General features: G+C 65.5%; 20 protein-coding genes and 1 pseudogene. 11 read left to right on the top strand and 10 right to left on the bottom strand.

Going from position 1 to position 23308, the window contains the following annotated elements:
- Positions 1 to 6 precede the first annotated feature (6 nt).
- The 7 genes from ACQP2U_RS28445 to ACQP2U_RS28475 all read right to left on the bottom strand — a co-directional run bounded on the left by ACQP2U_RS28445 (position 7) and on the right by ACQP2U_RS28475 (position 7256).
- Positions 7 to 1458, bottom strand: coding sequence for a PLP-dependent aminotransferase family protein (locus ACQP2U_RS28445; protein ID WP_433710269.1), 1452 nt, complete (start codon positions 1456 to 1458; stop codon positions 7 to 9).
- Between the two features lie 214 nt (positions 1459 to 1672).
- On the bottom strand, positions 1673 to 3073 hold the full coding sequence (locus ACQP2U_RS28450; RefSeq protein ID WP_433710270.1) for a salicylate synthase: 1401 nt from the start codon (positions 3071 to 3073) through the stop codon (positions 1673 to 1675).
- A 2-nt stretch (positions 3074 to 3075) separates the two neighbouring features.
- Positions 3076 to 3345: an acyl carrier protein gene (locus ACQP2U_RS28455; protein WP_433710271.1), complete on the bottom strand. Its 270-nt coding sequence runs from the start codon at positions 3343 to 3345 to the stop codon at positions 3076 to 3078.
- Positions 3342 to 4337, bottom strand: a complete 996-nt coding sequence (locus ACQP2U_RS28460; RefSeq protein WP_433710272.1) for a beta-ketoacyl synthase N-terminal-like domain-containing protein — start codon at positions 4335 to 4337, stop codon at positions 3342 to 3344. Before ACQP2U_RS28460 ends, ACQP2U_RS28455 begins: the two co-directional genes overlap by 4 nt.
- Entirely contained in the window at positions 4334 to 5479 is a 1146-nt protein-coding gene (locus ACQP2U_RS28465) for a beta-ketoacyl synthase N-terminal-like domain-containing protein (protein WP_433710273.1), read from the bottom strand. Before ACQP2U_RS28465 ends, ACQP2U_RS28460 begins: the two co-directional genes overlap by 4 nt.
- On the bottom strand, positions 5479 to 6990 hold the full coding sequence (locus ACQP2U_RS28470) for an AMP-binding protein (RefSeq protein WP_433710274.1): 1512 nt from the start codon (positions 6988 to 6990) through the stop codon (positions 5479 to 5481). The genes ACQP2U_RS28465 and ACQP2U_RS28470 overlap by 1 nt, the downstream gene beginning before the upstream one ends.
- On the bottom strand, positions 6987 to 7256 hold the full coding sequence (locus ACQP2U_RS28475; RefSeq protein ID WP_433710275.1) for an acyl carrier protein: 270 nt from the start codon (positions 7254 to 7256) through the stop codon (positions 6987 to 6989). Before ACQP2U_RS28475 ends, ACQP2U_RS28470 begins: the two co-directional genes overlap by 4 nt.
- A gap of 250 nt (positions 7257 to 7506) precedes the next feature.
- Here ACQP2U_RS28475 and ACQP2U_RS28480 point away from each other — a divergent pair.
- From ACQP2U_RS28480 to ACQP2U_RS28495, 4 genes and pseudogenes are all read left to right on the top strand, one after another.
- Positions 7507 to 8398, top strand: a pseudogene (locus ACQP2U_RS28480) (SDR family NAD(P)-dependent oxidoreductase).
- Between the two features lie 349 nt (positions 8399 to 8747).
- On the top strand, positions 8748 to 9341 hold the full coding sequence (locus ACQP2U_RS28485; protein WP_433710276.1) for a TetR/AcrR family transcriptional regulator: 594 nt from the start codon (positions 8748 to 8750) through the stop codon (positions 9339 to 9341).
- 605 nt (positions 9342 to 9946) lie between these two features.
- Complete coding sequence (locus tag ACQP2U_RS28490) at positions 9947 to 11299, top strand: cytochrome P450 (protein WP_433710277.1); 1353 nt, start codon at positions 9947 to 9949, stop codon at positions 11297 to 11299.
- A 49-nt stretch (positions 11300 to 11348) separates the two neighbouring features.
- Positions 11349 to 11981 carry a hypothetical protein gene (locus ACQP2U_RS28495; protein WP_433710278.1) on the top strand — a complete coding sequence of 211 codons (633 nt, stop codon included), beginning with the start codon at positions 11349 to 11351 and terminating at the stop codon, positions 11979 to 11981.
- Between the two features lie 217 nt (positions 11982 to 12198).
- Here the strand turns inward: ACQP2U_RS28495 and ACQP2U_RS28500 are convergent, their stop codons facing one another.
- Entirely contained in the window at positions 12199 to 12843 is a 645-nt protein-coding gene (locus tag ACQP2U_RS28500; protein WP_433710279.1) for a TetR/AcrR family transcriptional regulator, read from the bottom strand.
- Between the two features lie 88 nt (positions 12844 to 12931).
- Here ACQP2U_RS28500 and ACQP2U_RS28505 point away from each other — a divergent pair, with 88 nt between their 5' ends.
- The 3 genes from ACQP2U_RS28505 (at position 12932) to ACQP2U_RS28515 (ending at position 15464) form a co-directional block, all read left to right on the top strand.
- Entirely contained in the window at positions 12932 to 13645 is a 714-nt protein-coding gene (locus ACQP2U_RS28505; protein ID WP_433710280.1) for an SDR family oxidoreductase, read from the top strand.
- Between the two features lie 80 nt (positions 13646 to 13725).
- On the top strand, positions 13726 to 14538 hold the full coding sequence (locus ACQP2U_RS28510) for an oxidoreductase (RefSeq protein ID WP_433710281.1): 813 nt from the start codon (positions 13726 to 13728) through the stop codon (positions 14536 to 14538).
- A gap of 32 nt (positions 14539 to 14570) precedes the next feature.
- Positions 14571 to 15464 carry an alpha/beta hydrolase gene (locus ACQP2U_RS28515; protein ID WP_433710282.1) on the top strand — a complete coding sequence of 298 codons (894 nt, stop codon included), beginning with the start codon at positions 14571 to 14573 and terminating at the stop codon, positions 15462 to 15464.
- A 740-nt stretch (positions 15465 to 16204) separates the two neighbouring features.
- Here the strand turns inward: ACQP2U_RS28515 and ACQP2U_RS28520 are convergent.
- Both ACQP2U_RS28520 and ACQP2U_RS28525 read right to left on the bottom strand, forming a co-directional pair.
- On the bottom strand, positions 16205 to 16819 hold the full coding sequence (locus ACQP2U_RS28520) for a hypothetical protein (protein WP_433710283.1): 615 nt from the start codon (positions 16817 to 16819) through the stop codon (positions 16205 to 16207).
- A gap of 748 nt (positions 16820 to 17567) precedes the next feature.
- On the bottom strand, positions 17568 to 18866 hold the full coding sequence (locus ACQP2U_RS28525) for a YbfB/YjiJ family MFS transporter (RefSeq protein WP_433710284.1): 1299 nt from the start codon (positions 18864 to 18866) through the stop codon (positions 17568 to 17570).
- 315 nt (positions 18867 to 19181) lie between these two features.
- On the opposite strand from ACQP2U_RS28525, the gene ACQP2U_RS28530 reads away from it, so the two are divergent.
- From ACQP2U_RS28530 to ACQP2U_RS28545, 4 genes are all read left to right on the top strand, one after another.
- Complete coding sequence (locus tag ACQP2U_RS28530; protein WP_433710285.1) at positions 19182 to 19556, top strand: hydrogenase maturation nickel metallochaperone HypA; 375 nt, start codon at positions 19182 to 19184, stop codon at positions 19554 to 19556.
- Entirely contained in the window at positions 19514 to 20314 is an 801-nt protein-coding gene (gene hypB, locus ACQP2U_RS28535) for a hydrogenase nickel incorporation protein HypB (protein ID WP_433710286.1), read from the top strand. The genes ACQP2U_RS28530 and hypB overlap by 43 nt, the downstream gene beginning before the upstream one ends.
- Before the next feature lie 113 nt (positions 20315 to 20427).
- Positions 20428 to 21483, top strand: coding sequence for a hydrogenase expression protein HypE (locus ACQP2U_RS28540; RefSeq protein ID WP_397028303.1), 1056 nt, complete (start codon positions 20428 to 20430; stop codon positions 21481 to 21483).
- Positions 21484 to 21495: 12 nt separating this feature from the next.
- On the top strand, positions 21496 to 23292 hold the full coding sequence (locus tag ACQP2U_RS28545; protein WP_433710287.1) for a nickel-dependent hydrogenase large subunit: 1797 nt from the start codon (positions 21496 to 21498) through the stop codon (positions 23290 to 23292).
- Positions 23293 to 23308: the final 16 nt, after the last annotated feature.

Raw genomic sequence — 23308 nt, forward strand, 5'->3', positions numbered from 1 at the left:
TCGCCGCTAGGCGTGGCAGTCCCGGCTTCGCTGCGCGGTCGCCCGGTTCCGCTCCAGCGCGGTGTGCAGCAGGTCGAGCGCGTGGTCGACGTCGGTCGCGGCGATGGCCCCGTATCCGACGATAAGGCCGTCGGGACCGTCGCTCATGCGATACCGGGAGATCGGGAAGATGCCGACGCCGTCCGCCCGCGCGTGCGCCGCGACGGCAGCCGCGTCGACACCGGGCTGGGTCCACGCCGACACGTGCAGGCCCACCGCCGACGGAATGACCGTCAGCAAGTCAGCGAAGCGCGTGGTCAACAGTTCGACTATCCGGTCGTGGCGGGCCTGGTACTCCCGGCGCATCCGCCGAATGTGTTTGGCCAGCATCCCTTCTTCGATGAAGCCGAGAAGCGCGGCCTGCGCTGGCTGCGGCGAATGCCAGTCGGTCACGTACTTCGCGGCGCGCAATGCCGCGAAGAGCGGTGCGGGAGCGGCGACGAAACCGATCCGCAGCACCGGAAGCATGACCTTGGAGAACGTTCCCACGTAGATGACCCGGCCTGCGGGGTCGATGCTGTGCAGCGGCTCGAGCGGACGGCCACCGTATCGGAACTCGGTGTCGTAGTCGTCCTCGATCACCACCACATCGCGGCTACTCGCCCACTCCAGCAGCGCCTGCCTGCGCTGGGCCGACATCGGCATGCCGAGCGGAAACTGATGCGACGGGGTGACGTATACGATCCGCGTGTGATCGGGCAGCAGGTCGACCCGCATGCCCTCCGAGTCCACGTCGACCCCCACGACGTCGGCCCCGAGGCTGCGAAACAGCTCCCGCACAAGCGGATAGCACGGATTCTCGATCGCCACGCAGTCGCCCGGCCGCAGCAGCACCCGCCCCACCAGGTCCAGCGCCTGCTGGATGCCCTGCGTGATGATGATGTTGTCCGCGGTCACCTGCACGGCCCGCGAGACCCCGATGTGCCGGGCGATGGCCGCTCGCAGCGTGGGCAGCCCCGCCGGATCGATGGGCATTCCGGTGCCGATCGATGATGCCCGCAACGCCTGCGAGGTCAACCGCCGCCACGCCTCATACGGAAACAACCGCACGTCCGGGATGCCGGGCCGTAGGTCGTACGGCGGCGCGTCGGTGAAGAAGCCGGGCGTGGGCACCTTGATGTCCACCCACGACGGCGACGGGTGGACCACCGCGACCGATGTGGGAACGGCCGGGCGACGCCGCTGCCGCGCGACCATAGCGCGCACGAAAATGCCTGCACCGACCCGGCTTTCGGCCAGACCGTCGGCGACCAGTCGGTCGTAGGCGCCGGTCACGGTATTGCGCGACACCGCCAGCCTGCGCGCCAGTTCCCGGGAAGGCGGCAACGGCTGGCCCGGCGCCAGCCGCCCGTCCAGCACGGCGTCCTTGATCTGCCGGTATATCTGCCCGCCGAGGTCCCCGCGACCGGTGAGGCTCACATGCAAGTCCACAGCCGGCCTCAGCGGTGGGCCGACGATGGAACAGGGGCAGGGCCGGTAGCCCGCCAAGCCTGCCCGGCGTCACCCGGGGCAACCGAAAGTGCCGCGATCACAGGTGAATCCAGCCGAGCATGCCTGAGAGTAATCAGGCACGCACGGGCGACGCAACTTCTCCGCTATACCGACGACGCCGGATGCGAAACTCGACGATTCCCTAACGCCGCGGGTGGCGCGAGCCACCCGTCACCATCGGTGATCGCGGAGTAGACCCAGGTCCACGAGAGACCGCGGGTACCAGATACGGAGCCACGCTGCCCAACTTCTCACAGGTTTCCTCGAATTCCCGGTCCGGCCGCGACTGGGCCACGATACCGGCGCCCGCTCGCAGCCACGCCGCGTCCTGGTCCTGGTACACCGCCCGCAACACCAGGGTCGCCTCCAGTGCGCCGCGTTCCGAAAGTGTCACCACTGCACCGGAATACAGTCCGCGGGCAGCGTCGTGGCGGAACACGGCGTCGACACCCGCCCGCTTCGGAATGCCGGACGCCGTGACCGCCGGGAACAACGCGTCCAGCGCATCCCACCGGGTCCGGTGCCGGGCGAGCCTGCCGCGCACCGTGGAGGCCAGATGCTGGACGCTGCCGCGCTCGCGGACCGCCATGAAGTCTGTCACCGCCGCGGAACCCGGTTCGGCGATGGAGGCGATCTCAGTGAACGACGTTCGCACCGACACGGCGTGTTCCACGATCTCCTTCGGGTCCGACTCCAGCTCATTGCGGGCGGCCAGGTCTGCCGCGACGCCCTGCCCCAGCGCCCGGGTACCCGCCAGCGGTTCGGTGGTGACGACACCCTCGTCGTCGACCGACGCCACCAACTCCGGGCTGAATCCAGCTGCGGCCAGCCCACCGAGCCGCAGCAGGAACGACCGGGCGGGTGTGTTGTGTGCCCGGCCCAGGCGGTAACTGGCAGGCAGGTCGACCAGGAAGGGCAGCTCGACCCGGCGAGACAGGATCACCTTCTGGTAGTCGCCCGCGGCGATCTCCGCGACAGCCGTCGAGACCCGTGCACGGTAGCCGCTGACGTCCGTGCGCACGTCGACCGGATGCGGTGTCGGCAGCGGCTCGGCCGGTGAGCGCAGCAGTTGCTCGATCACCTCGACGTCGGCGGCGGCCGCGCCGTCGACGGTGACCTCCGATTCGGTGACGGTCACCTCGATTCGCGGAATGATCATGTGTGCCAAGCTGGTTCGCTCGGTGATGTGCCGTTGCGCGCCGAACGCATCGGCGCAGAACTCGAAGGCGATCCAGCCGTAGGCGGTGCCCGAGGCTCCTGCGCCGCAGGCCACCCGCAGCGAGTCGAACCCTCGCTCCAGCGCGTCTACGGCTCTGCCGGTCCAGCGTTCGCGAGTGGACCCTCCGGCTGCGCTCACCCGCAGCTCATCGGTGTCCATCTCGACCCGGCCGAGCGGGTCGGCGGCGAACACCCATCGACCGGGCCGCTCATAGACGACGTAGTCACCGAAGCGGCCGGAGCCGGCCAACCGCGACACCGCGGTCACGGGATCGACCGCACTTGTTATTCGGACGGATTCCGGGGTGGTCACATGGTTCTCCATCTTCAGGAATTCGGGTCCGCACCGAGCATGCGGTCGACGAGTTCGCGGACGTTCGCCAGTGATGTCAGCGAAGCGACCTCGGTCTCCGGAATCGCTATGCGGTAGCGCTCCTCGATGCGTGTCGCGAGCTCGAGTTCGAGCAGCGAATCGACGTTCCATTCGTCGACGAAGTTTGTGTGGTCACCGATTTCGGTGGCGGGCACTTCCAACACGCGCGCCACCAATTGCCGCAGGTCCTCCGGGTCCACCCGGTCGGGGATGCTTGGGGTCATCGTTGCTCCAGGTCGAACTCGCGGTTTCCGACGCTGCGTCCGACCGGAACGGATGCCGCCGCACGCGGTGCGCGCAGGTGTAGGGTCATGACCTCGCCGCCGTGCTGATCGCCACAGGTGGCGTACACCGGGTTCCGGTCGCCGCCGTCGAACTGCGCCACCGCCACCACGCACTGGAGCACTCCGAGCGCCCCCGAGCACTCCCCGAGCCGTCGGGTCAGATCCAGGATCCGAATCGGCGAACCGAATTCCGGCGACACATCCGCCGCTGTCAGCCACAATCGCGGCGGCCGGGCCGCCGTGCGGATGGCGGCGACCACCTGATCGACACCGTCGCTGTGGTAACCACCGCCGACCAACGCCCGGACGATTGCCTGCCGATTCGCCGCGTGCGCTTCCGATTCGAGGACCACCGCTGCGGCTCCGTCGAGGACCCGCCGACCCGGTCCGAACAAGCTGCGCACCGGTCCGGTGTCCGGTTCGACCCCGACGACGACCGCAGCGTCGGCCCGGCCCGCCCCGATGAGCGTCGCGGCCCACAACAGCGCGTCCAACCCGCTGGTCCGCCCGCTGCACAAGGTGAGATTCGGTCCGCGCAGCCCGTGCCGGATCGCGATCCAGCCGGCGATGGCATTGGACGACACATGCGGCAGACCCAGCGGACTGAGTGCGGCGCTGGACTGGTCGGCGATCCGGTCGGTGAACTCGCAGACGCTGTCGAGGTTGCCGAAGTTGGAGCTGACCACGGTGGCTGTCGTCGTGTCCGCGCGATCGGTCGAGTCGGTGGCCAGGCTCGCGTCGGCGAGCGCCTGCTCAACCGCACGAAGCGCCAGTCGCGACGCACGGTCCTTGTGTCGCAGGTGCCGTCCCGTGAGGTCGGGTGCCGGTCCGGCTCCCGGTTCGACCGGATCGGTCGACAGCAGATCGGCAGCGGTCTGCAAGCCCGTGACGGCGAGGCCGACTCCGGTTACCACCGTCGCCCGGGTCGTCATCGCGTCCCCTTCCCGATGACGGCGACCGCATTGATGCCACCGAAACCGAACGCGTCGATCTGCGCGACGGCCGGGTCCGCGCGCACGACGTCGCGAGCCAGATGCAGCCCGGCCGCCTCGGCGATCGGATCGGTGAGACCCAGAATCGGTGGCACCAGCCCGCGACGCATGGCGATGGCCGCGACGATCAGACTCAGCAGCCCGGACCCGCCGAGCGTGTGGCCGGTCATCGACTTGATCGCGGTCATCACCGGCGTCGATGCGGGCCCGCCGAACACGTCGGTCAGCACGGACGCCTCGACGGCATCGTTGAGTTGTGTTCCGCTGCCGTGCAACATCACCAGATCTACATCGGCGGCGTCGATGCGGGCCCGTTCGTGGGCGTCGGCGATGACATCGCGGATGCTCTCCCGGTCCGGCGCCGTGGCATGGCGGGCGTCGCAGTTCATGCCGACACCGAGCAGGCGTGCGTGTGGTGCGGTGTCGGTCCCGGCCCGGCGCACGACGACTGCCACCGCGCCTTCGCCCATGATCATGCCCGCGCGTGCGGCGTCGAACGGACGCAGCGCCTGCGGCGTCCTGGTCTGAACGCGGTCGATGGTGCCGAACGCGCTCTCGGTGATCGAGTCGGTGCCCGCGACCACCACGGTCTCGGCGAGGCCCAGTTCGATCATGTCGGTCGCCATTCCCAGCGCATACAGCGACGCCGCACAGGCACAGGCAACGGTGTGCACACGTCCGACCTGGGGAAGGTCCCGCAAGGCGGCAGAGAAGTCGAGTCGATCGGGATCGAGCACATCCCCGGTCCTTCCGCCGGTTTCGCGCCACCAGAGTTCGGCGGACCGCTGTTCCCGCAGGGTGGTTCCGACCACCACCGGATACCGCTCGGCAGCCGCCGCGAGGCCCGCGTCGGCCAGCGCCGCCTCGATCACGGCGCGCAGCCACTCGGTAGCGCGGAACGGCCGGTCGCCCTCTGCCGTGCGGTCATCGACCTCGTACGCGTGGCATGTCCGGTATTTCGCAGCGTCGAACGCCCGCAGCTTCGAGATCCCGCTCCGCCGTGCGCACAGCGACTCGAAGATCGCGTCGGGCGTCTCCCCGACGGACGCGACCGCCGCCATCCCGGTGACATCCCAGGCCATCAGTTCGCTCCGATCGCCCGGAGCCGGTTTCGCGCGAGCTTGCCGGTCCACGTCGTCGGCAGGGCATCGACCAACTCGATGCGGCCGGGACGCTTGAACGACGCGAGTTCGGCACGCAGACATGCGATGACAGCGCGACGGACGGTACCGGGCTCTCGGTCACTGTCCGCGACGACAAAAAGCAGCGCCTCCTGCAGCCCGTGGCCGTCCGACACCCCGACCACGGCGCAATCGCGGACGCCTGCGACAGCGCGGACGACACCCTCGATCTCGGCAGGCGCCACCTTGTAGCCGCCGAGATTTAGAAAGTCGTCGGCTCGTCCGACATAGTGGATCGGACCGCCGCGGGCGCGCCGGACAATGTCGCCGGTGTACGCGCCGCCGTCGGCGAAGGTTTCCCGCGTCGCCTCCGCCCGGTCGAGATACCCGGCCGCGACGGATGGGCCCGCGATGTGCAGGCGGCCTTGCACCTCGTCACCGTCGAGAATCTCGCCGTCCTGGTCGCGCACCGTGACCCGCACCCCGGGAACGGGCACACCGATGGTGCCGGGACCCGGTTCGGCGGGTGTCGTTGCCAACATGATGTACAGCGCTTCGGTCGTCCCGAGACTGTTCACCAGCGGAACCCCGAGTCGCCGCATGACCCGTTCGCTCAGGTCCGCAGGCAGCGCTTCGCCCGCCGAGACCGCCAGGCGCAGCCTGCTGTCGGGGTCCTCGAACGATTCGGCCAGCGCGGCGTAGAGGCGCGGCACCGAGAACAGCACGGTCGGACGGTGGCGGCGCAGCGCGCTCGCGACGACCTGGGCGTCCACCCCGCCGTTCAGCAGCACGGTCGTCGCACCCGCGCGCAGCGGCAATAACAGGGAATTGCCGAACCCGTACGCGAACGAGAGTTTGGCCGTCGACAGCACGGTGTCGCTGGGTGCCAGCGCGGCTATCCGGCCGAACCCGGAGGGCACCCACTGCAGCGCGCTGGCCCGATGCGCGACACCCTTCGGCACGCCGGTGCTGCCGGAGGTGTACTGCACCAAGGCTTCCTGATCGGGAAGCCACTGCTGCTGCGGCGGCAGCGCGGCCCGCGCGCCGGAGCGCCGTTGCCGCAATACCGACTCGCGGATGTGGTCCCCGTCGAGCTGCCCGATATCCGGCAGCACCGCGGCAACTCTGTTGCGACGTGTCCCGGGGACGTCGACGTATCCGAACTTCACCCCGGCGTCGGCCGCGATGAACCCGATCTCCTTGTCCGACAGCGCCGGATTCACCGGGACCGCTGCGCAGCCGTGCCACCACAGCCCGAGCACCGCCACGACCGTGGCAACCGAGTCGTCCGCCAACACCATGGCCCGGCTGCCCGGCACGACTCCATTGTCGGAAAGCAGATTCGCGAATGCGCCCGCAGCCCGGAACAGCTCTGTGTAACCGATCTCACCGAGATCGGAATCGATATAGGCGGGCGCGTCTTTTCCGGGCGAATCGAGGTGCCTTCCGACGAAGAATTCGACGAGGTTCACCGGCGCACCCCACCCGAGCCCTCGACGACCGCCAACGCGTCGCCAAGTGAATCCAGGCGTGCGATCGAACCGTCCGAAAGCGTAACCGAGAATTCGCGTTCTATACGGGCGAGTATTTCGGCCTTTTCCAGCGAGGAAGCGCCCAGGTCCTCGTAGAAATGCGCCCGCAGGTCGACAGCATCGACGTTCATCTCGAGCACTTCGGCCGTAATGGCGCGAAGCCTGTCACAATTACTGCCGCCGTACCACTGTTCGGGTCCCACCATATTTCTATCCTGACAATTATTCTTTCCATCACGGGCGAGGTACTCGGAATACGGTCGTGCACCGGATCGGACGGCGTTGTTTCCCGGTCGGACAAGAATTCGCCCACCCGGTCCGCTATTTCTTTCCTCGTACGGATGCACCATATATTTCCGAACCTGCAAGGAAAAGTGCCAATATCGACGAACCGCAGTGGTCCAGTCGCGTCCCGAATGACCGCGAGGGGCCGCGGTTGGCGGCATCGGATGCGCCATCGCGAACGAACTCACACGGTCCGGCTCGCACGTCGTCGTCGGGGATATCGACCGCGACGCGGTCGCCCGTGCGGGTACCGAGCAGACTCAGGTCCCCGCGCACCATCTCGATGTCACCGATCCCCTGTCGTTCAAGGCCTTCCTCGACAAGGTCGAATCCACGATCGGCCCCATCGATGTGTTGATCAACCATGCCGGTCGGACGGTTCACCGAGGAGTCCGATGAGATCACTCGCCGCATCCTCGGCATCAACGTCTATGGCGTCATGCTCGGCACGAAACTGGTCCTGCCTCGTATGCTTGCGCGCGGACACGGTCATATCGTGAACATCGCCTCATTGGCCGGCGAGAACCCGACTCCGGGCTTGGCGACCTATTGCGCGAGCAAGCAGGCGGTGCTCGGATTCACCGAGGCGATGCGGCTGGAACACCGGGACAGCGGGATTCGATTCTCGGCGGTCCTGCCGACCTTCACCCGCACCGAGCTCATCGCGGGGACACGGGCTCCGCTGGGCTTGCTGGCCGATCCAGAGGACGTCGCCGCGGCTGTGACCGCGCTCATCGCACGTCCGCGACGACCCGTCACGGTGACCCGCGCAGCGGGTGCCCTGGCTACCTTCAACAAACTCACCCCCGCCCCCTCGGCGAGTACATCGCCAGGCGGCTCGGCGTGCACACCACCTTCGTCGACCGCGTCGACCGCGAGGCCCGCCGCGTCTACGACGACCGGCTGCGTAATTCCTGATCCCGAAACGCGCTCTGCCGGTTCCTCTCTGAAAGGCCCACTGCCATGGCGGATTTCGACCGCGCCGAACTCGACGCCCGGGCCAATCGGCTGGCCGATCACCTCGCTTCCATCGGTGCGCACACCGACGCCTGAAATCCCATGATCCGGTGTTCGACGCTCTGGTTGCCGGCATCGTGCACGAGCGCTGGGGCCAGCAGGGGCGCCGCGGTGGTCTCCATCGCGGGCGATGGGCCGCTGGACCTTCGGCGCGCTGACCGCCCACGCGCTTAGCCACCTCACCGGCTGCAAGGTGCCTCGCACCATCTGGGTCGCCGAAACCATCACCCGCTCTCCCCGCGGCAAACCCGACTACCGGTGGACCAAAGCTATGCCGCCAAGCACATCCCGGACCACCGGGGCGGATGAAGAGAGGATCGGTAGCGAATCGCCTGACAGGGCATCGGGCCCACGTCAATTGTCCTGGTCATGAGACTACAGTAGTATCCAGACACATGTCCGAACTCGCATCTACCGGCATCGAAGCAACTCGGCGGCGTCTCACGGAGAAGCAGGCCGACACCGTCGAGCGCCTGACCGCGGCGGCAGTCGATGTGTTGTCCCGGGAAGGATACTCCGGCACAACGATACGACTGGTCGCCGCCGCTGCGGGTGTCGGTACAGCCACCGCCTACACGTATTTCTCCTCGAAGGAACATCTGGTCTCGGAGGTGTACTGGCGCCGCCTGATCGCCGCTCCACCACTGGAGACTCGTGACGACGACCCGGCCACACGCGTGGTCGCGGTCCTGCGTCAGATTTCCATGTTGGTGGCCAACGAACCAGCATTGGCGAGCGCGGTCAGCAATGCCCTGCTCGGCGATGATCCCGACGTACAGCACCTGCGGATACGCATTGGGAGGGAGATTCGCAGCCGACTCGCCGATGCGCTCGGATCGAAAGACTCCGAACGTCTTTCGATGCTGGAATTGCTCTACGCCGGCGCGCTGTTGCAGGCAGGCATGGGACTGCTCTCTTACGAAGAGGTCGCCGACCTCCTGGAAATCTCCACGCGGCGCCTGCTGGCCGATCCGGGCGCTGGCAACTGATCGTCGACGACGGCGACGATCCTTCGTGCATCCGGCTCGTCGTGTTCGAGTGCTCCACGCGACGACGTTGATATATGCCCGGCCGAACCGCTGTCCGGTGCGGTTGCCGGCGTCAGGTCTCGATGCCCTACTCGCGCCTGGCGCCGGAGGGTCGACCGCATGCCGCGGCAACGACCATAGGATCACCTGCTGCGCCGCGCAGCTTCGGCGCCTCGGATCTCTCTTCGTCTCCTTACCGGCTCGAGCAGCGTGCCGCCTGAAATACGCTGCGGCGCAAGCCGACATCGCCCTCGTCTCCCGTGACTCCTCGGACATGCGCAATGCAACGGCACATTCCGCGACGATGCGGCCGTCCTACGCGGTGCGAATCGCACAGGTACTGCTGACCCACAGCATTCGCAGCTGCGCAGTGGGCGGACTTCGCGAACAACTGCCCATCGCTTCCCCCGGCCGACGAAATCAGCGCGCTGGCAGTCGTCAGCGAGCGTCAGTGGTGACACCGGCCTGGCAAAACACCGGAAGCCTTGTCGCACCGCGCTAACCATAGTACTGTCCGGACACATGTCCACCATCTGTCTGGACAGGTATCCCGGGAAGGATTTCCAATGACGCTGGTCAAGCCGCAGCGAGTGTCCGGAGGCGAGGACGAGCACGGGCACCTGGAGGAGTTCCGCACCGATCCGATCGCGCTGATGCGGCGAGTTCGCGCCGAATGCGGAGATGTCGGCTCATTCGTGCTCGCCGGGCGCGATGTGGTCCTGCTGTCAGGCGCCGAGGCCAACGAATTCTTCTTCCGCGCCAGCGACGAGGACCTCGATCAGGGCGCGGCATACCCGTTCATGAAGCCGATCTTCGGCGAGGGCGTCGTCTTCGACGCTCCACCCGAACGACGCAAAGAGATGCTGCACAATTCGGCCCTGCGTGCCGACCACATGCGCGGGCACGCCGTCACCATCGCGCGCGAAGTGGACCAGATGCTGGCTCAGTGGGACGACGAGGGCGAGATCGATCTGCTCGAATTCTTCGCCGAGCTGACCATCTACACCTCCTCGTCCTGCCTGATCGGGGTGAAGTTCCGCAATCAGCTCGACTCCCGCTTCGCACATCTCTATCACGAACTCGAGCAGGGCACCGATGCCTTGGCCTACGTCGATCCCTACGCGCCGATCGAGAGCTTCCGCCGCCGCGACGAAGCCCGCGTCAAGCTCGTCGAACTCGTGCAGGCGATCATGGATCAGCGCGCGGCGAACCCACCGACAGGCAAGGACGACCGCGATATGCTCGACGTCCTGATCTCGGTGCAGGACGAGAACGGGTCGCCGCGGTTCTCCGCCAGCGAAATCACCGGCATCTTCATCTCCATGATGTTCGCCGGCCACCACACCACCTCCGGCACCGCGGCCTGGACGATCATCGAGCTGTTGCGCCACCCGGAAACATTGGCGAGCGTCGTCACCGAGCTCGACGAGCTGTACTCGGACGGTTCGGAGGTCAGCCACAATGCGCTGCGCCAGATTCCGAATCTCGAGGCGGCGCTGAAGGAGGCGCTGCGCCTGCATCCGCCGCTGATCATCCTGATGCGCATCGCCCGCGACGAATTCGAGGTGTGTGGCAACCGGATCGCGCCGGGCGACATGGTGGCCGCGACTCCGGCGATCTCCAACCGGATCCCGGAGGACTTCCCGGATCCGGACACCTTCGATCCGAGCCGCTACCTCGATCCTCGGCAAGAGGACACCATCAATCGCTGGACCTGGATCCCTTTCGGCGCGGGTCGTCATCGCTGCGTCGGGGCGCCGTTCGCGCTCATGCAGCTCAAGGCGATCTTCTCGATTCTGTTGCGGGACTGGGAGTTCGAACTGGCACAGCCGTCGGACACCTATCGCAATGATCACTCCAAGATGGTGGTGCAGCTGCAGCAGCCATGCCGTGTCCGCTACCGCCGCCGGCGGCGGTGAGTCCCGCGCATTTCGGTCCACGAAGACGTCGGCCTTTCAGGAGGAAGCTGTGTCAGCGCCGTCCATTCCCCCCGGATTCGATTTCACCGATCCAGCGCTCTGGGAAACCCGCAATCCCGTCCAGGAATTCGCCGAGTTGCGCCGCACCGCGCCGGTGTGGTGGAACCCGCAGACCGATGCGCAGTCCGGAGGCGTCCGCGACGGCGGCTACTGGGTGGTCACCAAACACGAGGACATTAAAGAGATCTCGCACAATCCGGCGCTGTTCTCCTCACAGCAGAAAGGCTCCATCATCCGGCTGCCCGGGCAGATCACCATCGAGCAGATCGAACTCACCAGCGCACTGCTGGTCAACGTGGATCCGCCGAAGCACTCCAAGATCCGGCGCATCATCTCCAAAGGCTTCAGTCCGCGCGCCGTCGAGGGGTTGCGCGCACATTGCCGAACTCGATCCGCAGCGGATAGGTCGGCCCGCCTACGCCGGACCCGGGCACGGGCAGCTGGCTGGAAGTCGCATCCGGTGGCGGTGAAAACCACACTGACACAGGCGATTGCGTGCATGCCGAGGTGGCGTATCCCGCGTCCTGGTGTTCTCATCGCGCACTCGCCGCCGCCAGGAGCGCGGGCAGGGCAGGCACCGTCACCGCACCGCCGTCCAACCTCTGGCACTGCTGCCCGGTGATCGTCTGCACGGCTGCGCAGACACGATCGGTATTCCGCCTGCGTGAACAACGGGTGTCAGCGGCTGGGTCAGCTGACCGTCCGTGGCCGCGAAACGCTTCATGTACCGCTCGATGACGGCGCGCGGAGTGCCTGCTGGTGACGCCGAGCGCCTGCTCGATCACCAGCACCAGGCCGGTCCGCGGCAAGCAGCACCGAGGCCGCCTCCGGTGCCGGTGTCACTCCTGCGCGCCGGTGTTGATGCCTGTCGCGTTCTGCGCGAAACCGTTGGGCGGGAGGGAATTACCGACACCGGCGGCGTCGAGGAGTGTGGTGGCGGTGGCCACGGCAAGGCCGTGGAGGTGGTGGGCTTGGACGACCGATCGGGCGCTGGCCCCGTCGAAAACGAGGGTCAGTTGCCGGGCGAGCAGGGCGGGGTCGGGTGCGCCGCCGCGCTCGGCCTCGTATTGGAAAAACGAGGTGAGGCCGTCCTTGTGTCGGCGAGCGACCAGACTGCCCGGATGTTCGGGTGATTTGAGTTGCACCGCCGCCGCGACGTAGGGGCAGCCGCGAAAATCTTGCGCCGGTTCCAGGTATTCCAACCGTTCGAAGACGTGCAAGATCCGCTCGCGCGCCGACCCGACATCGCCGGCCGGTAGCAGGGCGGCCTGATAGTCGGGCGCGATCCGTTCCAGACTCGCGGCCACCAGCTCGTCTTTACTGTTGAACAGCTGGTACATCGAGCGCTTGGACACCCCCGCCGCTTTACACAGCGCGTCGACGCCGATGTGGACGCCCTGTTGCTGGAATAGCTGCGCGGCGGCGTCGAGCAACCGGTCGCGGGTGGAGGCGGTAAGTGCCGCCGGTGGTGTCGGGTCGGGCATAGATCTCAGATTAGCCTTCCACTTGCATTTTGGAAACCGATCTGTTTTCGTTGAGGAAACAGATCGGTTTCCACAGGGAGTTCAACCTATGACCAGCATCAAAAATTCGGTAGCACTCGTCACCGGCGGCAGCCGGGGCATCGGCAAGGCACTGGTGGAACAGCTCTACGCCCGCGGCGCCGCCAAGGTCTACGCCACCGCCCGCGACCCGCGGACCATCACCCATCCGGATGCGGTCCCCCTCGCGTTGGAGCTCACCGATCCGGATGCCGCCGCGGCGCTGGCCGAGCAGGCACCCGACGTGACGATCCTGATCAACAATGCCGGGACCGCGCTCGGCTCGTCGTTCCTCGACTCCCCGATCACCGACATCCGCCGCGAGTTCGACATCAACTTCTTCGGAGCGCTGCACGTCACCCGCGCCCTTGCCCCGATTCTGGAAAGCAACGGCGGCGGCCACATCCTGACCATTCACTCGGCGTTGTCGTGGATCGCGGTTCCGGGCACCGATGCCTACGGCGCGTCCAAGGCGGCACTGTGGTCACAGACCAACGCGCTGCGCCTCGCGCTTCGGCCGCGCGGTATCGGGGTCACCGGGCTGCATGTCGGCTACGTCGACACCGATCTGGCCGCAGGGGTCGACGCCCCCAAGACCTCCCCGCACAGCGTCGCGACCCAAGCCCTCGACGGCATCGAGACCGACGCCCTCGAAGTCATCGCCGACGACCTCACACGACAGGTCAAGGCCGGGCTCGCCGCCGACCCGGCGATCCTCTACCCCCAAGTCGTCGCGAACAGCTAGTCGGCTCGGAGCCCCGCCATCTCCGGTGGCGCACGAATCTCGTGACAGCAGAGCGAAACCCCCACATTCAGGAGCTCACAATGATCACGTCACGCCCCATAGCCCTCGTCACCGGCGCATCCTCAGGTATCGGAAAGTCAGCCGCCCTTGCGCTGGTCGACGCGGGATTCCAGGTAATCGGAACCGGCCGCGACACCAGCGCATTGACCCCGCCCGACGGGGTGATCTTCCTCGACCTCGAGGTCACCAGTGACGAATCGGTCGCCACCCTCGTCGCGAAGGTGGTCGCGCAGTTCGGCCGGATCGACATCCTGGTCAACAATGCGGGCATCGGCTCGGCGGGCGCGGCCGAGGAAAGCTCGGTGGCGCAGGCCCGAAAGGTCTTCGATATCAACGTCTTCGGCGTCATTCGAATGACGAACGCGGTCCTTCCGCATATGCGCGCCCGCGGTAGCGGACGCATTGTCAACATCTCCTCCATCGTCGGATTGATGCCGCAGCCCTATATGGCCGTCTACGCCGCGTCCAAGCACGCGATCGAGGGCTATACCGAATCACTCGACCACGAGGTACGCGAATACGGCGTCCGGGCGTTGCTCATCGAACCGGCGTGGACCAGTACCGCTTTCGACGCGAACAGTGTGCTGCCCGACCAGCCCTTGGACGTTTATGCCACGCACCGACTGGTCTTCGAGGAGTACATGGCCGAGGCGGTCAAGGCGGGCGACGATCCCGCCCTTGTCGCCAAGGCGATCGTCACCGCGGCCACCGACACCAAGCCGAAACTGCGCTACCCCGTCGGCCAGACCGCTCGCGTCGCCACCATGCGCCGCCTCGTGCCCACCCGCATGTTCGACCAACAGCTGCGCAAACTCAACCGGCTCCCCGCCTGACACTTCCACCACAACAGAAAGCGACGCTCGCCATGAGCACCTATCTGTCGGACACCGCCGAGAACCTGACCGTGAACGCCGCGTCCGCCACATTCACCTATCGGCGCATCGGCCCCCGCGGCGGTATCCCCCTGATCCTGCTGAACCGCGTTCGCGCGACCATCGACTGGTGGGACCCCCAGCTACTGGACTACCTGGCCGCCGAGCATGACGTGATCGTGTTCGACGACATCGGCGTCGGCTACACCACCGGTGAACCCCGTGACTCCGTCGCCGGGTTCGCCGACGGCGCAATCGAATTCATCGAAGCACTCGGCCTGACCCAGGTCGATCTGCTCGGCTGGACCCTGGGCGGCACCGTAGCTCAGCAGGTGGCACTGCGGCGGCCCGACCTGGTCCGCAAGCTGGTGCTGGCGGCAAGCAATCCCGGCGGTCAGGTGCCGGGCGCACCCGGTCCGAACCAGAATGTGATGGCCACCATGACCAAGCCGGAGGTCACCGGCGACGACTTGGTGTACCTGTTCTTCCCCGAGACCGACACAGGGCGCGTCGCCGGGCACGAATACCTCGCCAGAGTCGCCACCCGGGTAGCCACCGGCGGGCCCGCCGTGTCCGAGGCAGCGGGCAAGGGCCAGATCACCGCGATCGTAAAAAACATGTCGATCCCGTTCGAGCAGGTGGCTACCGACCTGCAACGCCTCGACCGGCCAGTCCTGTACGCCACCGGCCTGCGCGACATCATGACACCGGCCGTGGTGTCCTACACCGCCGCCACACTGCTTGCCACCGTCCTCGTCGGTGCCTTCGACGGCCTGAAGACGACCGTCGAAACAGCCAGCGACGACACCCGCACCGCCGATCAACGGCTCGCGGCCGGCGGCGCCCTTCTGCTGGCGATGATGCAGTCGGCCGTCCTGTCACGCTGATCGGCTTCGACAGTCCGCTGGAATGGCTTCTTCCCTTCGGTGACCGATTGTCCGACAAGGCATCCAGCTGGACGGCATGACGCCACATGCCGCTGCGCGTGATCGGCGTGCCGATCGGCGTGGAAGGTCCCTTGACAGGCCTATTGTCATTGGACTGTTTGGTGATAGTTTTTCTGTATGGTCGGCTAGATCTCATACTTGCTGCGCATCGAGGGAGATGTCGTGTTAAGGGCCGGAAACATCACCGCTGCAAGGGTTTGCGGGGGAATTCTCGGTACTCTCGCGTGTCTGGTCGGAGTGAGCACCGCGCACGCCGACGATGGAACTGGCCCGTTACTGGTCGGTGACACAGCGTATTTCGCTATGGGCGGTTGGAACTGCTCGATCGGCGCGGACGGCACAGTGGGCTGCGACCTCGCAGTCCCGGCCCCGTCCATGAATGTGTTGTATGCCGGAATGCAGGTGTCGGTGCCGAATGCGGCGGCCATCATCATCGACTCGACCATGTGGCCGGCACATCCTCAATGGAACTCCAACGGCAGTCACACTGTGCCAGGCGGAAACCCGCCGCTACCGCGCATCGCATCCGCGAATTACCGCGACCCACAGTATTCGATCACTTATGCCGGAGCGAATTGCCAAATCACCTATCTAGGTGCGGCAGTGTGCACATCGATGGGGCATGGGTTCAGCCAATGGGGACCAGTGCCGCAAGGCTACTGATCCCCACGAATCGCTGGCTACCGATACCAGATACCGGAATCCCAAGCACCGTAGTCCCACACGTTGAAATCGTAGCGACCATGCGCACCACCGAACAGATAGCCCCACCATCCAGCCGAGGTGTCGCAGATCTGGTCGTCGTGGTTGCACACCGTCAGCACCGGAAAGTCACCGAACCAGTCGTCGACACCGGCCAGTGGATAACCGACGATCCCACTACCGGGCGTCGACGACAGCCCACCCCAACCAGGCCCGGGGGCGCGCTTGGGATCCGACAGCAGAATAGCGTTGGCATTACCGACATCCTGATGGGCGGTGACCCACGCGTGGACGATGCCCGCGCCCTCACTGTGCCCGATCAACCTGATGTGGTCGTACGGACATTCGCTGCGATGCAGCCAGAACAAGCGGTCGAGTTCGTTCAATCCCGACATCGGGTCGAGCGAATTGTAGCCGACAGGTTGATCCACAAAGGGGACGAACACCGACGAGGTGTTGTCGCCGAGACCGCCGATACCAATAGCCCAGTCGCCAATACAGTTGTCGGCGTGCGCCTTCGGTCCCATCTCGTTTGTGAAGGAAAGGATGATAGCCAACAGTAATGCGGCGAAGAGCGCCGTTGCTCTACGCATGGTCGTACTTCTTAATTTATCGTGCCTCCGGGTCCAGCCCGGCTTGTATCTGGGGTACCCAGAAGTTGCTCGCGTTCTTGGTTTCTGGCGAAATAGTTATACAGGCCATCGATATATTGGCCGTAACGCAATGTCGGAGGCCATGATCCGCAAGGGAGATCCGCCGCCCGAGCGATACATTCCCCGTTACCCGCGCTTTTCGATGGTCGAGCATCGCGAGGCATGACTGCGGGGAACCATTGTCGCGGTGGACTTTTGGGATGAAGTATCCCCGAAGTGGCCGCTGACCAGATTTTCCGGCAACTCATCCAGGCCGGCGAATCCGGGACAGCGCGGACGAAAAATTCAACGCCGCCGTCCGCGACCGCAAACTGGACACCTCACGATCCCCGACTTCGATGACAGACGGTCCGGACGCCGGGCGGTTACCAGACGATCCTCGATCAGCTGGTTGGGGTTTCGATGAAACTCAGGGGCTGCATGGCGGTTCCGGACGGCCTTGCCTGCCTCCACGCACCGCCCACGCTGTGTCAACCGCGGCCGGAACCGGACTACTGGCGATTTCCGCCGTTCAATCACGCTCCGTCACAAGGGAATTGGAGAATCTCAGCGATACCGTCCAATCCATCGGGTCCCAGAGCATTTTTCGATGCCCTCTATTCCGCACTAGCCCCACGTCCGCTCTCGGTGACCGGCACCACAATGCTGGACCGCATCCGCCACGACATGGTCTACGGCTGATCCGGGTTCACGCATGATCGCCATCGTGTCGGTTACCGCGGCGGTCGCGCCCTCCGCGAATACTCGGTGCCGAAGCGCGGTGGTGATCGCCTCGTCCGGAATTGTGGTGCAGGAGTGTCGCGGCGAGCGCGAGCGTGGCAGCGACCGCGATGATCACCGCGGCGAGGGTGAACGCGGTGGCGAAGGAATCCCCGATGACCGGCACAACGATCAGCGGACCGATCACTTGGCCGACTGCGTACACCGCGGTAAGCGACGCTGCCGCGCGGGTCACCGATAGTTGATGCCCGAAATCGATGGCAAGCACAACCGCACCCATGAACGTCGCGCCGAAGGCCAGCGCCGCGACCACTGCCGCGGCAAGACTGCCCGATATCGCCGCGCTGGCGGTACCAACGGCTTGCACCATCAGGGCGGCCGTGAGCGCAGGCCCGGTGCTGATCCGGCGCGCGATCGCATGCCAGCCCACAGTCGCAGGAACCGCTGCCAACCCGACTATCGTCCACACAACCGCCCCAGCCACCGAAGACCCGCGATGGCCCGCCACCGCGGCGACGAGGAACGTTCCTACGATGATGTAGCCGACGCCCTCGACGAAGTAGCAGGCGAGCAAGAACCGCCATACCCGTCGTACAGCTGGCGCGGTTTCGGCACGGCTTTCTGCGAGGGCGGCGTCGGAGTCGATGCCGAGTTCGGTGTCGGTGTTGCCCTTTTCGCCGCGGATGTCCAGTAACCAGGCTGGCACCAGCAGCAGCGCGGTCAACAGTGCCGAGCCGAGCCATAAGCCCTGCCATGTCAGGTGGGGCGCGGCGAGCAGGGTGTACACACCGGTGGTGGCGATTCCGGCGCCGACCCCGGCGAATGCCACGCCTAGGGAGGCGCCCTCGTCTCGATGGTGGGCCACCGTGGCCGCGCACGCGATGAAGATCGCCGCGCTGGCCGCGCCGGCGACGCACCGTAGCCCGGTTTGCGCCGCGACCTGTGCGGTAGTTGCCATGGCCGCCTCGCTGGCGATCAGCACGACCGACCACACCAGGAAGGTGCTGCGCCGGCTCAGGTGCGGCATCCGCGTCAGCAGCAGCGCTCCTGCCAGGTAGCCGGCGTAATTGCCGGTCGCGATCACCGCGCCGTCGCCGGCGCTCAGGCCCGCCGAGGCGGTCATGATCGGGAGTAACGGGGTGAACACGAACCGGCCCACACCCATCGCCGCGGCGAGTCCGGCCGCAGCCGCCACACTCACGCGCCGACCACGCAGCGGCGAGATCCGGGCGCTCGGCACGCGCTCACTGATCAGCTGATCATTCACACGAGGAACCGTACGAGCCGAACAGATCAGTGTGAAATGCCCGCTAGGCATGATGTATACGCTGAACGCATGGATCTGTAAGTGCGCCACCCGACCTGGTTCGTCACGTGGGCGAGCACCACGATCGAACCGGCACTTTTCTCGACACCAACGGGTCCTGAATGCGAACATGGCCGGTCCGGAACCCGGACCGGCATCACCGCGCACGCATTCGAGATCTCCTCAGCCCGGCGGCCGCACCTGAACGATCACCCCGGCCATGAGGAGTGCGCGGCGTAGGATCCATCTCAGGGCTTGTCGAAAGGCGAGGTCGGGATGCATGAAATGGCTATTACCCAGTACCTTGTCGACGCCGTCTGTGCGCAGGCGCAAGGACGCTCGGTGCACAACGTGACGGTCGAGGTCGGCGCGCTGTGCGCTGTCGTGCCCGAGTCCATGCAGTTCTGTTTCGAGCTTGCCACCGAGGGGACGATCGCCCAGGGAGCGCGACTGGACCTGCGCGTTGTCGAGGGGACGGCGCATTGTCGGAGCTGCGGGACGGAGTTTCCGCTGCCGAACCTCATAGTGCTGTGCCGTTGCGGCAGCGCCGATGTCGAGATCACTGCGGGGCGGGAACTTCGAATCGTATCGATGGAGGTGAGTGAGCGATGTGCGCAACCTGCGGATGCGAGGGCGACGGGGTCGCTGTGATCACCGTCGGACACCAGGACCACGATCACCCGCACGATCACGGCGGCCATGAACATGGTTCCGGGCATGAACACGAGCATTCCCACGAGCACCCTCTGACCACACTGACCCTCGAACAGAAGGTGCTCGCCAAGAACGACGAGCTCGCCGCGGCGAACCGTGCACGATTGCGCGAACGCGGGATTTTGGCACTGAATATGACCAGTTCGCCGGGGGCGGGGAAAACGACCCTGATCGAGCGAACCATTCGCGAGCTCGAATCCGTTCCGGTGGCCGTCATCGAGGGCGATCAGGCCACCGTGCTCGACGCGCGGCGCATCGAGGCAACCGGATGCAAAGTCGTACAGGTGAATACCGGCGCGGGCTGCCATCTCGACGCGGATATGATGCGGCGCGCTCTCGACGCACTGGAACCGGCGCCGGGCAGCCTGCTGTTCGTGGAGAATGTGGGCAATCTGGTCTGTCCGGCATTGTTCGATCTCGGCGAGGCGGGCAAGGTCGTGATCATTTCGGTCACCGAGGGCACCGACAAACCGTTGAAATACCCGCACATGTTTGCCGCGGCGGAACTCGTGCTGATCAATAAGACCGATCTGCTGCCCTATGTTGACTTCGATTCCGCGCGATGCGTGGAATACGCGCTGTCGGTGAATCCGAACGTAAATATTCTTCCGGTATCGGCGACCACCGGCGATGGACTAGCCCTCTGGTACGACTGGCTCAATGCCCAGCTAACCGTCGGCACCCCGATACCTTGAAAGCAGTCGGCTACCAGACCTAGACTCATGTGATCAGAGTCACACGCGGACCAGTCGGCGTAGCTGACCGATAGCGGTGTCCGCGTGCCCCCGCTGCGGAAGGTGGCAGTCCGATGCCAACTCAGGAAGCAGTAAAAGCCGAAGACACCCTGATCCACGTCCTCTGGATCAACGCCGGACTCAGCTGTGACGGCGATTCGGTGGCCCTCACCGCCGCCACCCAGCCGAGCATCGAAGAGATCGCACTCGGATCACTCCCCGGATTACCGAAGATTGCCGTGCATTGGCCGCTGATCGATTTCGAATGCGGTCCGAACGGCGGCGCGGACGATTTTCTGGAGTGGTTCTTCAAAGGAGAGCGGGGCGAACTGGATCCGTTCGTTCTGGTCGTCGAGGGGTCGATCCCCAATGAGCAGTTGCACGACGAGGGTTACTGGTGCGGCTTCGGCAATAATCCTGCGACCGGTCAGCCGATAACGACGAGCGAATGGCTCGATCGACTGGCGCCCAAGGCGACCGCGGTGATCGCCGCAGGCACTTGCGCGACGTACGGCGGTATCCACGCCATGGCGGGAAATCCGACCGGCGCGATGGGTGTCCCGGACTATCTCGGCTGGGATTGGCAGAGCAAAGCGGGCATACCGATCGTGTGCGTGCCCGGCTGCCCGATCCAGCCGGACAATCTGTCCGAGACCATTACCTACCTGCTCTACATGGCCACGGGCCAAGCCCCGATGATCCCGCTCGACGATGCGTTGCGCCCGAAGTGGTTGTTCGGCGCCACCGTGCACGAAGGGTGCGACCGAGCGGGCTACTACGAACAGGGCGATTTCGCCGAAGAGTACGGATCGCCGAAATGCATTGTGAAACTGGGCTGTTGGGGTCCGGTCGTCAAGTGCAACGTACCCAAGCGCGGTTGGGTCAATGGCGTTGGCGGGTGCCCGAACGTTGGTGGCATCTGCATCGGCTGCACGATGCCGGGCTTCCCGGACAAGTTCATGCCGTTCATGGACGAACCACCGGGCGGCAAGATCTCCTCGACCGCTTCCGGGCTGTACGGGTCGGTGATCCGCAGCCTTCGCCACATCACCGGCCGCACCGTCGACAAGGAACCGCGCTGGCGGCACAAGGGCGGGAAGCTCGAAACCGGCGCGACCCGTACCTGGTAGGGAGACATTTCGATGACAGAGATCATTCCCGATCCGTCGCTTCGCAAGATCGAACCCGACTCCCTGGTGGAGATGGCCTGGGATCCGATCACACGCATCGTCGGCAGCCTGGGCATCTACACCAAGATCGACTTCAACCAGCGGCAGGTCGTCGAGTGCCACAGCACTTCGTCGATCTTCCGGGGCTATTCGATTTTCATGAAGGGCAAGGACCCCCGCGACGCGCACTTCATCACCAGCCGCATCTGCGGCATCTGCGGCGACAACCACGCGACCTGTTCGTGTTACTGCCAGAACATGGCCTACGGGGTCAAACCACCAGCCATCGCCGAGTGGATTGTCAACCTCGGCGAGGCCGCCGAGTACATGTTCGACCACAACATTTTCCAGGAGAACCTGGTCGGGGTGGACTTCTGCGAGAAGATGGTCGCCGAGACCAATCCGGGTGTGCTCGAACGCGCCGAGCGCTCCGAGGCGCCGCACGCCGGTGACCACGGCTATCGCACAGTCGCCGACATCATGCGAGCGCTCAATCCGTTCACCGGCGAGTTCTACCGGGAAGCGCTCCAGGTCAGTCGGTACACCCGCGAAATGTTCTCCCTGATGGAGGGCAGGCACGTGCACCCGTCGACGCTGTATCCCGGTGGGGTCGGCACGGTCGCGACGATTCAGCTGATGACCGACTACATGTCGCGGCTGATGCGGTATGTGGAGTTCATGAAGAAGGTCGTGCCGATGCACGACGACCTGTTCGACTTCTTCTACGAGGCGCTACCGGGTTACGAGCAGGTGGGTATGCGCCGCACACTGCTCGGCTGCTGGGGATCGTTCCAGGATCCCGCGGTATGCAACTTCGACTACAAGGATATGGAGCAGTGGGGTCGGCGGATGTTCGTGAGCCCCGGCATCGTGGTGGACGGGAAGCTGATCACCACCTCGCTGGTCGATATCAATCTCGGCATCCGGATCCTGTTGGGCAGTTCGTATTACGAGGACTGGACCGATCAGGAAATGTTCGTCACGACCGACCCGCTCGGAAATCCGGTCGACCGGCGCCACCCGTGGAATCAGCACACCAACCCGAAACCGCAGAAGCGCGACCTGGACGACAAGTACAGCTGGGTGATGTCCCCGCGCTGGTTCGATGGCAAAGACCATCTCGCACTCGACACCGGCGGCGGCCCGCTCGCTCGCCTGTGGGTGACGGCGCTGGCCGGGCTGGTGGACATCGGCTACGTCAAATCCACCGGATCCAGCGTGCAGATCAACCTACCCAAGACCGCGTTGAAGGGTCCGGCCACCCTGGAATGGAAGATTCCGACGCACGGCAGCAACACGATCGAACGCGACCGTGCGCGAACCTACTTCCAGGCCTATGCGGCAGCGTGCGCATTGCACTTCGCCGAGCAGGCGCTCCAGGAAATCCGGGCGGGTCATACCAAGACCTGGGAACACTTCGAGGTGCCCGACGAGGGCATCGGGTGTGGTTTCACCGAGGCGGTGCGCGGGGTGCTGTCGCACCACATGGTCATCCGGGACGGCAAGATCGCCAACTACCACCCGTATCCGCCGACGCCGTGGAACGCCAATCCGCGTGATTCCTTCGGTACGCCGGGGCCATACGAGGACGCGGTACAGGGGCAGCCGATCTTCGAGGAGAACGACCGGGAGCACTTCAAAGGCATCGACATCATGCGCACGGTGCGCAGCTTCGATCCGTGCCTGCCCTGTGGGGTGCACATGTATCTGGGCAATGGCCTAACCCTGGACAAGGTGCATTCACCCACGCAGACGCTCATCGCGGAATGACAGGTCGGGTCGACGA

Origin of the sequence: Nocardia sp. CA-084685 (assembly GCF_050955785.1) — a bacterium.
Taxonomy (GTDB): domain Bacteria; phylum Actinomycetota; class Actinomycetes; order Mycobacteriales; family Mycobacteriaceae; genus Nocardia.

What these genes read in the sequence shown, in the direction of transcription:
- ACQP2U_RS28450 (WP_433710270.1), bottom strand. Translation starts at nt 3,073, where the DNA reads ATGGAGAACCATGTGACCACCCCGGAATCCGTCCGAATAACAAGTGCG.
- ACQP2U_RS28455 (WP_433710271.1), bottom strand. Translation starts at nt 3,345, where the DNA reads ATGACCCCAAGCATCCCCGACCGGGTGGACCCGGAGGACCTGCGGCAA.
- ACQP2U_RS28460 (WP_433710272.1), bottom strand. Translation starts at nt 4,337, where the DNA reads ATGACGACCCGGGCGACGGTGGTAACCGGAGTCGGCCTCGCCGTCACG.
- ACQP2U_RS28465 (WP_433710273.1), bottom strand. Translation starts at nt 5,479, where the DNA reads ATGGCCTGGGATGTCACCGGGATGGCGGCGGTCGCGTCCGTCGGGGAG.
- ACQP2U_RS28475 (WP_433710275.1), bottom strand. Translation starts at nt 7,256, where the DNA reads ATGGTGGGACCCGAACAGTGGTACGGCGGCAGTAATTGTGACAGGCTT.
- ACQP2U_RS28485 (WP_433710276.1), top strand. Translation starts at nt 8,748, where the DNA reads ATGTCCGAACTCGCATCTACCGGCATCGAAGCAACTCGGCGGCGTCTC.
- ACQP2U_RS28490 (WP_433710277.1), top strand. Translation starts at nt 9,947, where the DNA reads ATGACGCTGGTCAAGCCGCAGCGAGTGTCCGGAGGCGAGGACGAGCAC.
- ACQP2U_RS28500 (WP_433710279.1), bottom strand. Translation starts at nt 12,843, where the DNA reads ATGCCCGACCCGACACCACCGGCGGCACTTACCGCCTCCACCCGCGAC.
- ACQP2U_RS28505 (WP_433710280.1), top strand. Translation starts at nt 12,932, where the DNA reads ATGACCAGCATCAAAAATTCGGTAGCACTCGTCACCGGCGGCAGCCGG.
- ACQP2U_RS28510 (WP_433710281.1), top strand. Translation starts at nt 13,726, where the DNA reads ATGATCACGTCACGCCCCATAGCCCTCGTCACCGGCGCATCCTCAGGT.
- ACQP2U_RS28515 (WP_433710282.1), top strand. Translation starts at nt 14,571, where the DNA reads ATGAGCACCTATCTGTCGGACACCGCCGAGAACCTGACCGTGAACGCC.
- ACQP2U_RS28520 (WP_433710283.1), bottom strand. Translation starts at nt 16,819, where the DNA reads ATGCGTAGAGCAACGGCGCTCTTCGCCGCATTACTGTTGGCTATCATC.
- ACQP2U_RS28530 (WP_433710285.1), top strand. Translation starts at nt 19,182, where the DNA reads ATGCATGAAATGGCTATTACCCAGTACCTTGTCGACGCCGTCTGTGCG.
- hypB (WP_433710286.1), top strand. Translation starts at nt 19,514, where the DNA reads ATGTGCGCAACCTGCGGATGCGAGGGCGACGGGGTCGCTGTGATCACC.
- ACQP2U_RS28540 (WP_397028303.1), top strand. Translation starts at nt 20,428, where the DNA reads ATGCCAACTCAGGAAGCAGTAAAAGCCGAAGACACCCTGATCCACGTC.
- ACQP2U_RS28545 (WP_433710287.1), top strand. Translation starts at nt 21,496, where the DNA reads ATGACAGAGATCATTCCCGATCCGTCGCTTCGCAAGATCGAACCCGAC.